This window comes from Candidatus Poribacteria bacterium (assembly GCA_028820845.1).
In the GTDB taxonomy this organism is placed as follows: domain Bacteria; phylum Poribacteria; class WGA-4E; order WGA-4E; family WGA-3G; genus WGA-3G.
Window position 1 is genome coordinate 199,320 of record JAPPII010000092.1, and the last position, 14,811, is coordinate 214,130.

Consider the following 14,811-nt stretch of genomic DNA (forward strand, 5'->3'; position numbering starts at 1 on the left):
TATTTTTGGAATCTACTATAAACGGAAATCTTATGGTAAACCAGAAAAATAAATGAACATTTTACCCCGGCCTGGTAGGTGCGGTTTCTAACCGCACCGGTCCTGAATGTCTAATTAATTCTAAGGTTTACCATAAAATCCGCGTAATCCGATAAATCCGTGAAAATCCGCGATTCAGACAAAAGAAAAAATAAGGGTAGGCACAAGACCTACCCCTACAATCTGTGTGAACTACGCTTAGACGTTACAAACATCGTAAGCGTGTTGCATCGCGTCGAGCGCATCGCCTTTCGGCCCGAACTCATGACCGACATAGAGATCGTAGCCAGTTTGGACGATGGCGCGCATCACGGCAGGATAGTAAATCTCCTGCTCGTCGTCGAGATCGTGACGTCCAGGGTTACCCGCTGTGTGGTAATGCCCGATGTAGTCGCTGTAGTCGGTGATGTTCCGAATGAGGTCGCCTTCCATGATCTGCATGTGATAGATGTCATAGAGGAGCAGTGCCCGCGGAGAGCCGACACCCTTGCAAACCTCAACACCCCACTCCGTCTTATCGCATTGATAGTCAGGATGGTTAACTTTGCTGTTGAGTAACTCGATACAGAGGTTAATCCCTTTTTCTTCAGCGGCTTTGGTAACGCGCGATAAACCTTCTATTGTATTATCACGTCCTTCCTCTTCTGATTTTCCTTCTCGGTTTCCAGAGAAACATATCAGTCCGGGAATGTCGTTCGCTGCGGCGATGTCGATATTCTGAAGGAGTTCATCCTCAATTCGGTCATGATTTTCGCGCTTGTTCAAGCCGTCGGGGAGTGAAGCGTGTCCAGAAATAATCGCAACCCGCATCCCATGGTCCTTGACAACCGACCAATATTCTGCAGGAAGCATTTCAACGGATTTATAACCGATTTCAGCGGCTTTTTTGATAACTTCTATTGGGTCTCTGCCACGGCTGAAACCGCCGAAACAGATGGATTGATTAATTGGCATAATTCTCTCTTTCTTTAGTCGCGAATCGCGAACTGCGAATCGCGAAATTACAGATCTACAGCTTTACCCGTGCGGAAGGAGGTACTCGCAGCGAGCATGATACGCAACGTCTCTAATGCATCGCTATAGGTTGATAGAATCTGTGAACTGTCTCCAGTTTTCACAGCGTCAATAAAGACGCGATCCCGGTCCTGTCCATCCTCGTTTGAGAGTGGCTCTGTTTCGCCACCACGGTTGACTTGGTTCGGACCACCGACGGTAACGACCAATCCACGTGTGAAAACTTCGAGTTGGACGCGTCCGAAACCTTGCATCGCACAGCAGGAGACGATGTTCGCGACAGTGCCGTTCTTGAATTCGATGTTCACCATACTGATGTCATCTACATCATAGTTCTCAACATCGGTCAGGGTACCACTTGCGGCAACACCGTGTACGGTTTTACCGTCACTGCCGAGGAGGAACCGTGCGAGATCGAAGATGTGTGTTGTCTGCTCGACGTGTTGTCCACCGGATTGTGCGCGTACGCGCCACCAAGGTGTACCCGGCAATCCACCGATCCAATAACCGAGTGCGCCGAGAATTTGCGGCTCTGCTTCGAGCATCGCTTTCGCGTTCTGGGCGTTGCCACCATAACGCCAGTGATAACCGACACTTGTGATGACCCCACTCCGCTGAATATCTTCATTGATAATGATTGCGGGTTCTAATTCGCTGTGGATCGGTTTCTCAATGAACATCGCAATTCCCTGTTCGCAAGCGATCCGTTCCTGTTCACCGTGTGCGAAAGGAGGCGTACAGATGTAAACCGCATCGAGGCCCTCTTTGTCGTACATTACGCGATAGTCGGTGTAAGCATTTCCACCAAATTCTTCGGCACGTTGTTTTGCACGGTCTTCGGAAATATCACACATCGCACAGAATTCAGCATCGTCAAAATTTTCTTTGATGTTGCGCATGTGGGCACTTGCCATCCCGCCGGTTCCGATAAAACCGAGTTTCACTTTATCCATATTTTCTCCTTAACTTTCTCCTTAAAAAAATGTGTGCTTGGGGAGAATCCCTAAATTTCACGGATATAGTCTATCAAATGCCGATGTTATATAGCAAGTAATTTTTTTTCAAATGTGTTATAATAGCAGTTGGCAGTTGGCTATTAGCAATTGGCTGTTGGCTGTCGGTTTCCATAGACCATCAGCCAAAGACCAAAGACCATCAGCCAAAAACAAGGAGGAACACTATGGGTTTCAAATTTGGATATAGCACGTTACGCTGGCAAACGCCGGATTTTGAGGAACTCTTGACACAACTCAAGGACGCAGGTTGGGACGGTTGGGAGATGCGTCAATCCTTAGATTGGGTTGGAACACCGCAACGCATCCGAAAGATATGCGATAATGTGGATCTGCCGATTGCTGCTGTCACAGCACGCGGGCTGCCGATTGATAAAAACACGGAGCAGATGGAGCTCAATAAACGGCGTATGGACTTCGCCGCAGAAGTTGAAGCCGACTGTTTCATGTTTATGGGGGCAGGCAAACCGAAAGACCGTCCTGTCAATAGTGAGGATCTCGCTGCACTCGCCGATGTCTCCGAAGAATGGGCGGAGTACGCTTCGCAATACGGTTTGGAGGTCTGCTATCATATCCACACCAACACCACCGTCGATTCGATTGACGACTGGGCGAAATATATGAGTCTTCTCCGAAAGTGCAAACTTTGTATAGACGTGTCGCATTCGGCACTCTGGGGTTACGATCCAATCGAATCTATACGCCGCTATAGCGACGCGCTCGTCTACGTCCACCTCCAGGACTACGGCAGCGTCACGGGTGGCGACGATGGCACACCTTACGATGTCGGTTGGGTCGATGTCGGTGCAGGGACGGTCATGGATTTCCCGGGCATTATGTCTACACTTGAGGAACTCAAATATGACCGCTGGGTCACGGCGTGTCCCGGACAGGTTGAAGACCGTTCAGATATCGAACGCATGAGCGTCAACCGCGAATATCTGCGGGAATTAGGGTATTAGCAAATAGCGAACCGCGTATCGCGAACCGCGAACCGCGAGTTGCGGTAGGCGAATAGCAAATAGCGAAATTCAAACTGGAGACTGAGTGCATGAACAAAGCAGCGGGGGAGATCCGCTCTATTCTCGCTACCGACTGTGGTAGCACAACGACAAAGGCAATTCTTATTGAGAAACGGGGTGCCGAATACCAACTCATCGTGCGAGGTGAGGCACCAACGACGGTTGAGGCACCCGTCGAAGATGTAACAGCAGGCGTTATTAACGCCATTACCGAAGTTGAGGAACTTGCTGGACGCAAACTTCTCAATAACGGAAGCGTTCTGAAACCGCAGCGTGGCGACGAAGGCGTTGATATTTACATATCAACCAGCAGTGCCGGTGGTGGACTTCAGATGATGGTCGCAGGCGTTGTCCGCAATCTGACAGCAGAGAGTGCCGAGCGCGCTGCACTCGGTGCGGGTGCAATCGTCATGGATGTTATTGCCTCCAACGACAAACGTCTCCCTCACGAAAAGATTGAACGCATCCGACATCTCCGACCTGATATGCTGCTTTTGTCGGGCGGCATTGATGGTGGAACAACTTCGCACGTCGTTGAATTGGCGGAGATTATCGCTGCGGCACGTCCCAGACCGCGATTGGGTATCGCTTATGAACTCCCTCTCATCTACGCTGGGAACATAGATGCACGTGAGTCCATTGAAGAACGCTTGCAAGATGTAATGGCACTGGAGATAGTGGATAACCTACGTCCGGTTTTAGAGCGTGAAAACCTCATGCCGACGCGGCACAAGATACAGGAGCAATTCCTCGAACACGTCATGGCACACGCCCCCGGTTATCGGAAACTGATTGATTGGACGGATGCCCCGATTATGCCGACCCCTGGAGCCGTGGGTGAGATTATTCAGACCGTCGCTGCACAACAAGATATTGCGGTCGTCGGGGTTGACATCGGCGGTGCGACGACCGATGTCTTTTCTGTTTTCAAGAATAAGGAGGCAGAATCAATCTTTAACCGAACCGTCAGTGCGAACCTCGGTATGAGTTACAGTGTCTCGAACGTCCTCGCTGAAACCGGATTAGAAAACGTCCTCCGCTGGGTCCCGTTTGACATTGAGGTTGGGGATCTCCGAAACCGAGTTAAGAACAAGATGATTCGTCCGACGACAATTCCACAGACGCTGCAGGAATTGATCCTCGAACAGGCGATCGCCCGCGAGGCACTCCGACTCGCTTTTGAACAGCACAAACAGCTCGCTGTCGAATTGCGAGGGGTCCAACAACAACGCACAATTTCTGAAGCCTTCGATCAAGCCGAAAGCGGACAGACGCTCGTGAATATGCTCGATTTAGACATGCTTGTTGGCAGCGGTGGTGTCTTGTCACACGCACCGCGTCGGCAGCAAGCGATGCTCATGATAATAGACGCTTTTGAACCTGAAGGCATAACCCACCTCGCTGTTGACAGTATCTTCATGATGCCGCAGCTTGGTGTGCTTGCACAAGTCAACCCAGAGGCTGCTACCCAAGTCTTTGAACGGGATTGTCTCATCCATTTAGGGACGTGTATCTCTCCTATCGGTATTGGCAATGCTGGTGAGGCGTGTCTCTCTATTGAACTCGATCTACCGGGCAGTCCGCCTGTTGTCGAGGACGTGCCGTACGGTGAACTCTGTCTCTATCCGTTGGCATTGGGTGAAACGGCATCGGTGAAACTCCAACCGTCTCGGAAATTTGATCTTGGTGCGGGGCGCGGCACCGCCATTGAAGCAGAGGTAATGGGCGGTGTTGTCGGATTGGTTATTGATACCCGCGGCAGGCCGCTCGAAATTCCGACGGATTCCGCAGATCGTGTCACACAACTTACGAAGTGGCAGGCTGCGTTGGAAGCCTATCCATCAGGTTGAATTGATTAATTTATTTTCTTGACAAATTTTTGTTAAAAATTTAGAATATCGCTAACAAATTGTGTAAATTCCCTCGTGAATCTGAATGACGTTCAAGATTCACCTAACTTTTTGGTGAGACATGTAGGTTTTCGAGACCTACTGTTAAGTTTATGATAACTCTAAGGAGATAAACTTCAATGCAGAAATCTTATCACCTTATGCTCGCCGTTGTGATTCTTTTCGCGCTGGCTATGAGCATATCACACCTCGCATTCGCGCAGAAAGTCAACCTTAAAGACGGGCCCATACCTGAGAAAGATTGGATGGTGAATCCCGGTGAGGCACCATTGAACGAAAGCCATGCCGACAACAAGAATTGGATCGAGAAATGGTACGGTCCCGATGGCAATTACGAAAACAACAATGGGTTCGCGGCTTCGGCACCTAAAGACCTTATTGATGAAGGCACCAACGGCAAACTGACACAGGTTTCACTTTCAACGATTGAAGGTTTGAAGTTGACGCAGACTGTTGATATCGGATGGAAGGGTGCTAACGGGGGTGCACGCGGCTGGACTGTCTTTGAGATCGATCCAGCGGATGCACACCACATGAACCGCGACGGTCCCGCCGATAACATGGATATGTATGCGATCTGTGTTATTGACGCGCCAGAGGACATGAAAGCCGTGATGTCCCCCGCACACGATGACCACGCACAGATCTGGATTAACGGTGAAAAGTGGTACAACAACTCCGCATGGACGGGTGCCGCACAGGAAGTCGATTTTAATATTGAAGTTGACTTGGTGAAAGGCGCGAATATCGTCTTGTACCGGTGTGGTGAATCCGGCGGACACGCCTATATGAACCTCCACTTTGACGACAAGACCCACGATGTCGCCGATTTCTATCCCGACAAGTCAGACGACCAAGCGAGTTTCTTCAGGGAAATTCAGGGGGTCTTAGATGTTGAGGCTGCTGGTAAGTTAACGACGACATGGGCGGATATTAAACGGACTAACTAAAACAATAAAAGTCCCTGTCTCTCCTTTGAGGTAGGGGCTTTTTTTGCCCTATTTTCTTCTTTTTAGGACTTACGCATGCTGCTCTTTTGTAGCACAAACTTCCCAGTTTGTGGCACGAGAACACTGTGTTTTCCGAAAATTCGCATTAAACAGAACGGGCTGCAGTCAAAATTGCGTAAGTCCTGCTTTTTTCAAATTATGCACCTTTTCCACCTTAAAATTGTCTCTTTAAAGAATAGCAGTGATTCTCTTTCTAAATGCTTTTATAGTAAATTCCAAAAATAAATGCACACTTCCAACCAGCGGTAGGTGCGGTTTCCTAACCGCACTGATGCTGAGTGTATAAGTAATTACAGAATCTACTATAATAGTGGAGGGCACACGGCTTGTGCTTACTACATTATATACTAATAGTGGAGGGCACACGGCTTATGCCTACTACCTTCTAAGGAGGACAAGATGTTCGCAAAATACAGGTATTTGCCATCGGTTTTAGTGCTGCTATGTGTTGCGATTTTCGCCAATGTGGCTGACGGGTGGCAAAAGGTATCTAAATTGCCGACGTTGAGATTTGCAAAAGCGACACCTGTTGTTGACGATCAAATTTACCTCATCGGCGGTATCAATCTGGATGAGAATTTAGGGGGTAGCGCGCCTCCGCTTGCAAGAGTGGATGTCTACGACGCGCTGACAAACACATGGCACACGGCTGCCGATATGCTGACCCCTCGGATAGGCGCGCGAGCTGCCGTTTTTTCTACCGACATCTATGTATTTGGTGGATACACCCGGATGGCACTTCGCAATGAGTTGCGCAAAAAAATTGTTTACACAAAAACCGTTGAAGTGTATGACACGCGAACCGACACGTGGATCAAGAAACGGGATATGCCGACGCTCCGTAGGAGCTTCGGGACTGCTGTTGTGGATGGGAAAATATACATCATCGGTGGCAGCGTTCACAACAAACAACTCGGTAAACAGGTGTCGACAGGTCTCGTTGAGGTTTACGATCCGTTGACGAATAGATGGGAACAGCGCGCCGATATGCCAACAAAACGCGGCTACATTGATGTGGCTGTCGTTGATGACAAAATCTATGTGATTGGCGGATTCATTTTGTTAGAACAGGGGTTAGGTCTTCGTGTTGATCGGTTCTCCAGACGGATTGAGGAATATAACCCGAAAACGAACACTTGGCGGAGACTTCCTGATATACCGACCTTCAAATATGATTTTTCAACCGTTGTTGTAGATCGTGAAATTTACACAATTGGTGGCTATGATCTGGACAATCATGACGCGTATCTTGACCTTGTAGAGGTTTATCATCCGGCAGCCAATAGATGGCGGCCATCGCTACCTATGCTCACACCAAAAGTGACGGTAGCGGCAGTTGCTAACGGTACAATCTACCTCCTTGGCGGTAGGGGGGATGGACCTAAGGGAAGAAACGAATTTTCGCCAGGGGTTGAGGCGTATGACACGGGTTTTCGGGCGATTGACGTAAAAGGTAAACTTTCCACCCGCTGGGGTACGCTCAAAAAACCCAACGAATGACCCTGAAATTAACTTGACAAACGCATTTTGATTTGGTATCATATTAATAGAGCGTGTTCGTAACAGAAGGCGCGCGATAGAACCCTCCCGATAGTACAATCTATTAGATTGTCCTCTTTATATCGCATGGTTTCATCTATACGTTTGGTATCCCGCAAACAAACAGTTTGTTGTACTAACGCGCCGTGAATAGTGAACCGTTCGCACTTGATTAGATTTCTACCAAATTGGCAGGTTTCTGAAATCTGTCGTTAAGTTTTGAATTGTTAATAAGGAAGGACACTTACGAATGAAAATGTTTTACCAGTTTACACTCACAACAGCAATCGTATTTGCTTTGATTGTGAGTATTTCTCACCTTGCATTTGCACAGAAAGTTAACATTGACGACGGTCCCATCCCTGAAAAAGATTGGTTGGCAAACCCTAAAGTCGCTGCACTGAACGAAGATCATTCAGCGGAAAAGACATGGATCTCCAAGTGGTACGGGCCCGATGGCAACTACGAGAACAATGGCGGGTTCGCGGCTTCCGCACCCAAAGACCTCATCGATGAAGCTACTAACGGCAAGTTGGATCAAGTGAAACTTTCGACTGCAGCCGGTCTGAAACTGACGCAGACCGTTGATATCAACTGGAAAAAGGCGAATGGCGGTCCCCGTGAATGGACTGTCTTTGAATTGAATCCGGCGGATGGCAACCACATGAACAGAGGCGGTCCCGCTGACAATATTGATACTTATGGGATTGTCGTTGTTAAAGCACCTAAGGCCATGAAGGCTGTTATGTCGCCAGCGCACGATGACTACGCGCAAATCTGGATTAACGGCGAAAAGTGGTACAACAACTCCGCATGGACGGGTGCCGCGCTCCAAGTTGATTACAACATTGAAGTTCAATTACAAAAAGGCGGAAACGTGGTCCTCTATCGGTGTGGTGAATCGGGAGGGTCTGCCTATATGAACCTCCACTTTGACGATGAAACCCATAAGGTTTGCGACATCTATCCCGATAAGTCGAATGACCAGAAGAGTTTCTTCAGCGAAGTCTCGGGGGCATTGTCTGTTGAACCGACAGATAAATTGACGACTACGTGGGCGGACATCAAGCGCAGTAACTAAGACCCTCTATTTTGTTTGAATCAATTTTAATTTTCTTGACAAATTTCCGTCAAGATGTTAGAATAAATTAGATTGTAATTGTTGAACGCGTTTAAGCGTTTTAAAAACTGTCAAAGAAACTTAGGGAGCCTATAATAACGCGACCTAATTACTTTCAACTTTTAATTAACCTACAAAAAGGATATAGTACTTAGCAATGAGAAGATTAAATACTTTTACCCTCGCAATTGCGATTATTTTCGCCTTGAGTATGAGTTTCTCTCACTTCGCATTCTCGCAGGCGAACCTAATCGAAGGTGGTCCTCTGGCGGAAGATATGCTCTTAGAAGATCCAGATCCCAACACTGATGCTCTCAGAGAAGATCGCAGTGGTGTAGATTCTTGGCTTAGTGTATGGTATGGACCCGACGGGAATTACGAAGAAAACGGCGGGTTCGCAGCTTCTGCCCCCATCGATCTTATAGCAGAAGGTACCGGTGGTGCACTCGACCAAGTCTCGCTTTCGACAATTGATGGCTTGCTTATGACAGCAGACATCGATGTGGAATGGGGCGATGACCACGGCGGCACCCGCGGCTGGACTGTCTTTGAATTGGATCCTGTGGACAACAACCACATGAATAGAGACGGCCCCGCTGATAACGTTGATACTTATGTTATTACAGTCATTGATTCACCGAGCGACATGACCTCTGTTATGTCCCCGGCGCACGATGACTACGCACAGATCTGGATTAATGGCGAAAAATGGTACAACAACTCCAGATGGACAGGTGCACCCCTAACGATTCTTCACGACGTTGAAGTTGAGTTACAAAAGGGTCTGAACGTTCTGCTTTATCGGTGTGGTGAATCCGGCGGTTCTGCATATCTCAACTTGCACTTTGACGATGTAACGAACGATGCTGTTACGTTCTATCCCGACGCTGGAATGGACAAGCAGGGCTTACTTGATTTCGTGGCTTCGTCTGTTGATGTTGAAGCCAAGGGTAAGTTGGCAACGACCTGGGCAGACATCAAACGCAAATAGTTAGCTTGGTATTTTTTTGGAGTGCTGTGTAAGTGCTCCCATATATGGCGAATTATTGTACGACTGTGTACGGTAATTCGCCATATTTTTTTCCGTGTATTACCATGATGGAACTTGTTCAGGATACTGCCTCCGGCACCATCAAAAGAATTCATTGACAAACGCAAATCAACACGTTAAAATATTTCTGTATGATCAACGGGTTCAACGGATTTATTGATAGCAACGACGGGAAACTGTATCATGCGAAACTGGTCCCGAATCTGCGTTTTTATTGCACTTTCCACTGCGCTTATCGGATGGGTGAACGGTTGGAAACAGGTGCTGAAAGCGGGGAATGAAGCATACACACTTGGGAACTATAACGCTGCACACGCTGCCTTTCAACAGGCGACCCTTGAAAATGTGGACACGCCGGTTGCGCCGTATAACCTCGGCACCGCGCTGTATAAAAAAGGTAGATTTAACGAGGCGACCCTCGCATTTCAGGAATCGTTATCTAAACACAGTGGGCAAACTGATGAACTTCCGGATCTCGCAGCGATCCATTACAACTTGGGGAACACCCAATTTAAGAGTGGCGACCTCGGACGTGCCATTGAATCTTACAAACACGCGCTCCGCTTAGATCCGCAAGATGTCGATGCACAACACAATCTCGCATTGGCACAACAGCTCCTGAGACAGCAGTCAAACTTCGCGCAGCAACAAGAGCCGAAAAAAGACGCTGCACCGCAGACCGAGATGAAACACATCGGTAAGGCAGAAACAGTCCGCCTCTTGGAACGTTTAAGTAAGAATGAGAATCGGATACGACAAAAGTTATTACAAGAACAACGCAAAAGTGGACTTCGGCGGGAAAAGGATTGGTAACTTATCCTTCTCTTTTGTAGCACAAACTGTTAGTTTGTGTCTCTTCCTAATATTCCCCCTTTTTGCCGCTGCCCAAGCACAGATAGCAACTGGTGCAACGCATGCTACTATTAACGTCGCTGCGGTTGTGAAGCCTCGCCATATCCAGCTGGGAGAGAAGGCCCGGTTGGAACTCACTATCTCTGGCGACACCTTCATCAAACACATTCAGGCACCGAAATTCAATTTTCTGCCTGCATTTCTTGCTGTACCACTTCACTCCGAGACGGTGCCACACTTGAAATCAGACAAGATTGCGGTCTCTATGGCATGGATTTATGAACTCATTCCGCAAGTCGTTGGGGACTTTGTGCTATCTGATATCCAGTTCGACTATCAAGGCAGTCTTTACTTTGCGAATCCAGGTGCTATCCGGGTCAGCGGTACCGATACGTATCAAGAAGCCTTAACGGGTGGCGTTCATCAGATTGAGGTTGAAGTCGATACTGAAAAACCGTATCTCAACGCCCCGTTTACATATACCTTCCGCTATCTTTATACCGTAACCCTCCCAACGCGTGCGTCGCCAACCCCGCGACTCCCGGAGTTCCGTGATTTCTTCGTCGAGAAATTGGAAACACCACCCCCATACACACGGCAAATACGTGGGAAGACGTTTTGGGTCGAGGAATACACACATAAGTTATACGCGAAGAAAGCCGGACGAATTGTTCTTGATGCTGCTGCACTGCTATTGCCGCTCCCGCAAGGCCACAGAACTTTGAAAACCCAACCGTTGACGTTGACGGTGCAACCGATACCCGAGATGGGCAGACCGCCTCACTTCAACGGTGCCATCGGTGAATATCAAATCTCGGCGGAACTGGGGCGCGGCTGGGTAGAAACCGGAAACGCAGTAATGCTCTCTGTTCGTATCTCTGGACGTGGGAATATACAGACGGTCACACCACCTACACTGCCAGCAATGGCAGGGGTGATTGTGAACGGACCGAACCTTTCGGAGGACTCTACGCCAACGAGTCGGGTCTACGCCTACACTTTAATTCCCGCACACACCGGTACACTCCGCATTCCCGCAATTGCTTATGCCTACTTCGATCCGAACCGTGCGACTTACGCAACCACTGAGACGCTTCCAATTCCGCTCTCTGTCCGTCCAAACCCGAATGCTATTGCTGATATTGAGACCGAAGACGGATCGTGGAGATTTTGGGTGGCACTATTATTGGCAATCTTAGTAGTGGGTGGTCTGATAGCGGGTTTCTTCTGGTATCGTGCGAGGTTCACGAAGGCATCGGTAGATATACCAGCAAGGACGGATATACCCGATGACAGCGGTTCTGAGGCGCGAACGATACGGACTGAACTTGCGGCGTTGGTAGATATCGACACAGCTAACGAGGCGACCTCATTCGCGAACACACTCGCGAACACACTCTACCAATACCTTGAGGACGTATTCGTACTCCCACAGCGTAACGTTGCGGCGGTCCGCGAGGCGTGCAGTCAGTTGGATACCGCCGAGTCTGTCCAGACAGAGTTGATTGATATTCTCACGAAGTGCGATTATCATCGGTTTGCACCTGTCCCGCTCAGTGCTGACGAACGGAATGCACTCGTCGCTCGCGCGAAGGCAATCATCAACCATATTGAGAACCTTCAAAACGCTTAGCGGTTCGCGATTCGCGGTTCGCTATCGAAAGGAGTCATAAAAAATGGAAATATTTTCGCTCTTCATGCTCTGGCTACACATCATCGCCGCGGTTACATGGATCGGCGGCAATCTCATCTTAGCGATGGTAATTGTTCCACACTTCCGACAAAACCTACCCCCTGTCCAGCGTATTCAACTTTTAACACAGATAGGCAAGCGTTTTGAACCTGTCGTGTGGGGATGTGTCGGTGTGCTATTTTTCACGGGTATTGTTAACATTTTCTATGCCGTAGACTTTACCTCACCGACTGCGCTCTCTGGCGCGTTCATGCGGACGCTGCTTATTAAGATTGGACTTTTCTTCGTGCTGGTGATCCTGACGGCGTTGCACGGTATGGTCTTGGCACCGCAATTGGCTGCCGCTGTCGAGAATTTGGATCCAGATTTGGAAGAACTCCCACCCGAAATCAAACCGCTCCGTTCTCGGATGTCGATTGTATCGAGTCTGATGGGTGTTGTTTCCCTGCTCATCTTACTCGCTGCGGTTGCTTTGCGTATGGGGATATAATATAGCGGTCAGCAGTCAGTAGTCAGTAATCTATAATTCCTGCTGGCGAGGTTTCCAATCGCATGGACATCAATCTATAATCCCTGCTGGCGAGGTTTCCAACCGCACGGACATCCCCGGTAGGTGCGGTTTCCAACCGCACGGACATCCCCGGTAGGTGCGGTTTCCAACCGCACGGACGCGAAGTGTGAAATTAATGCCAAAATCTACTATAATTATCAAGGAGTTCTATGCGCATCAAAATCCTCGCTGATGTCGGGAAGGGAATCACGCTCCCCATCAACTACAACCACCTACTCACCAGTGTCATCTACCGTTTCCTCGCCGAATCCAATCCAGAATACGCCTCCTTCCTCCACAACGAAGGCTACGGTGATGAGCAGAGACGCTTCAAACTCTTCACTTTCTCGCAGCTCATGGCAGAACGCCGCCGCGTAACTGGAGATCGTATCCGTTTCGGCTCAACCTTAACGTGGTCGGTTTCCTCCCCTGTAGAGACGTTCCTATCCCATTTCGCCGATACACTGCTAACCGAGGGCAGCCTGTCCTTTGGTCAGCGTCGGTTACAAATCCGAGATGTCACTGTACCGCGTATACCGCGTTTCCAATCGGAGATGCAGTTTCGGTGTCTCTCTCCGATTGTAATGTCCACAGTGCGCGAGCGAAACGGCGAGCAGGTCATGCACTACTGCCTGCCCGACGATCCAGCGTTCTCTGACCTCGTCTGTCAAAATCTAATTCGCAAGCACGAGGTGATCCATGGTCGCCTTCCGTCTGACGACGCATTCACCCTCGAATTCGATAAAAATTACATCGACAGGAAACGCGGACGCGTCACGCGGCTGATAGACTTCAAGGGCATCAAGGTCCGCGGGGTCTTGTGTCCTTTCAGGGTCTCAGGGAATCCAGCATTAATCCAGATTGGCTACGAATGCGGTTTCGGCGACAAAAACAGTGCGGGTTTTGGGATGGTGGAGGTTTAAGGTTGAAAACGGTTTACCCTTGACACACCGCGTAAAATATGTAAAACTATGTATACCGTATTCAGATTTTGTGGCAAACGTATGGGTTGGGTTTCCCAACCCATAACCCGTTGATAGCTTGACATATTCAGATTTTGTGGCTGTGATAGGAGATTTGAAATGAAGATAATAATGCTTTTCGTTGTGGGTACCTTATTGATAAATTCACCCGTATTTGCTGACCTTTCCATTGCAGATATTGAGAAAGTAGAGTCTATTGTCAAAGGATCCGAAGCACGTATGAAAGAATACGTTTCCCAAGAAATCGCGAAGGTTAACACCAAGATTGATGAAATGGATAAACGCCTGACCAGCCAAATTAACGCAGTGGATACACAGGTAGGACGGAATTTTAATCTCGTCCTCGGTTTGATAGCATTGATTGCAGTTGCGATAGGACTGCCACAGATCATTACTGCATGGCAAGGACGGAAACTCCGCGAACACACCGAAAAATACGAGGCATTGCGGCAGGAGATAGAAATCCTGAAACAGGAACGGACTGCGAGGTCGTAATACCTCCTTAGGACTTACACAGGTGCTGTTATATTTGTAGCATAGACTGTTAGAACCGTAGGTCGGGTAGAGCGATAAGAACCCAGAACCCCTGTCCTTGAAAATAAAGGCCCAAATCGCAAACGCCTCTGCCTGCTCCAGAAACAGAGCGAAACCCGACACACGCACGCCTTCACCCGAAAAATAGCCATACACGTGAGAACCTCAATACAATCTGACAGGGGTTCAATACAATTTTAAACCTTTTTTCAAAGTGAGCGTCTGAAACAGCGAAGATCGTATTTAATCGAACCAGTATGGAATAGAAATTTCGTTGATGCTGGTGTATGTGGTATCTGTGAATGGTGTTTTAATCGAACCAATTTGGAATCGAAACATGTGTTGTTGTGTAATGCAACGGCTTATTTTTTCTAATCGAACCAGTATGGAATAATTTAGAAAGGAAAATTTGACAAACCTATTTTATTTCGCAATAAGTAGTTTTGGGATTGGTTAAATCCTTGTTAGCGGCAAATTTGAT

General features: G+C 48.4%; 13 protein-coding genes. 11 read left to right on the forward strand and 2 right to left on the reverse strand.

The window, feature by feature from the left end; genetic code table 11:
• Nucleotides 1–237: 237 nt before the first annotated feature.
• Both OXN25_17710 and OXN25_17715 read right to left on the reverse strand, forming a co-directional pair.
• Nucleotides 238–993 (reverse strand): TIM barrel protein, encoded by a 756-nt coding sequence (locus OXN25_17710; protein ID MDE0426690.1) that lies wholly within the window; start codon nucleotides 991–993, stop codon nucleotides 238–240.
• 47 nt (nucleotides 994–1,040) lie between these two features.
• Nucleotides 1,041–2,006 carry a Gfo/Idh/MocA family oxidoreductase gene (locus OXN25_17715; GenBank protein MDE0426691.1) on the reverse strand — a complete coding sequence of 322 codons (966 nt, stop codon included), beginning with the start codon at nucleotides 2,004–2,006 and terminating at the stop codon, nucleotides 1,041–1,043.
• A 227-nt stretch (nucleotides 2,007–2,233) separates the two neighbouring features.
• Here OXN25_17715 and OXN25_17720 point away from each other — a divergent pair, with 227 nt between their 5' ends.
• The 11 genes from OXN25_17720 to OXN25_17770 all read left to right on the forward strand — a co-directional run bounded on the left by OXN25_17720 (nucleotide 2,234) and on the right by OXN25_17770 (nucleotide 14,291).
• Nucleotides 2,234–3,028 (forward strand): sugar phosphate isomerase/epimerase, encoded by a 795-nt coding sequence (locus tag OXN25_17720; protein MDE0426692.1) that lies wholly within the window; start codon nucleotides 2,234–2,236, stop codon nucleotides 3,026–3,028.
• 89 nt (nucleotides 3,029–3,117) lie between these two features.
• On the forward strand, nucleotides 3,118–4,938 hold the full coding sequence (locus OXN25_17725) for a glutamate mutase L (GenBank protein MDE0426693.1): 1,821 nt from the start codon (nucleotides 3,118–3,120) through the stop codon (nucleotides 4,936–4,938).
• Nucleotides 4,939–5,117: 179 nt separating this feature from the next.
• Nucleotides 5,118–5,948: a hypothetical protein gene (locus OXN25_17730; GenBank protein MDE0426694.1), complete on the forward strand. Its 831-nt coding sequence runs from the start codon at nucleotides 5,118–5,120 to the stop codon at nucleotides 5,946–5,948.
• Nucleotides 5,949–6,407: 459 nt separating this feature from the next.
• The gene (locus OXN25_17735; protein MDE0426695.1) at nucleotides 6,408–7,508 is read left to right on the forward strand and encodes a hypothetical protein; all 1,101 of its coding nucleotides are present in this window, start codon (nucleotides 6,408–6,410) and stop codon (nucleotides 7,506–7,508) included.
• 289 nt (nucleotides 7,509–7,797) lie between these two features.
• On the forward strand, nucleotides 7,798–8,628 hold the full coding sequence (locus OXN25_17740; GenBank protein ID MDE0426696.1) for a hypothetical protein: 831 nt from the start codon (nucleotides 7,798–7,800) through the stop codon (nucleotides 8,626–8,628).
• A 196-nt stretch (nucleotides 8,629–8,824) separates the two neighbouring features.
• Nucleotides 8,825–9,658: a hypothetical protein gene (locus OXN25_17745; GenBank protein ID MDE0426697.1), complete on the forward strand. Its 834-nt coding sequence runs from the start codon at nucleotides 8,825–8,827 to the stop codon at nucleotides 9,656–9,658.
• 243 nt (nucleotides 9,659–9,901) lie between these two features.
• Complete coding sequence (locus OXN25_17750) at nucleotides 9,902–10,531, forward strand: tetratricopeptide repeat protein (GenBank protein ID MDE0426698.1); 630 nt, start codon at nucleotides 9,902–9,904, stop codon at nucleotides 10,529–10,531.
• Entirely contained in the window at nucleotides 10,458–12,203 is a 1,746-nt protein-coding gene (locus OXN25_17755; protein ID MDE0426699.1) for a BatD family protein, read from the forward strand. Before OXN25_17750 ends, OXN25_17755 begins: the two co-directional genes overlap by 74 nt.
• 43 nt (nucleotides 12,204–12,246) lie before the next feature.
• On the forward strand, nucleotides 12,247–12,753 hold the full coding sequence (locus tag OXN25_17760) for a CopD family protein (GenBank protein ID MDE0426700.1): 507 nt from the start codon (nucleotides 12,247–12,249) through the stop codon (nucleotides 12,751–12,753).
• Nucleotides 12,754–12,983: 230 nt separating this feature from the next.
• Entirely contained in the window at nucleotides 12,984–13,736 is a 753-nt protein-coding gene (gene cas6, locus OXN25_17765; GenBank protein MDE0426701.1) for a CRISPR-associated endoribonuclease Cas6, read from the forward strand.
• Between the two features lie 159 nt (nucleotides 13,737–13,895).
• Complete coding sequence (locus OXN25_17770) at nucleotides 13,896–14,291, forward strand: hypothetical protein (GenBank protein MDE0426702.1); 396 nt, start codon at nucleotides 13,896–13,898, stop codon at nucleotides 14,289–14,291.
• Nucleotides 14,292–14,811: the final 520 nt, after the last annotated feature.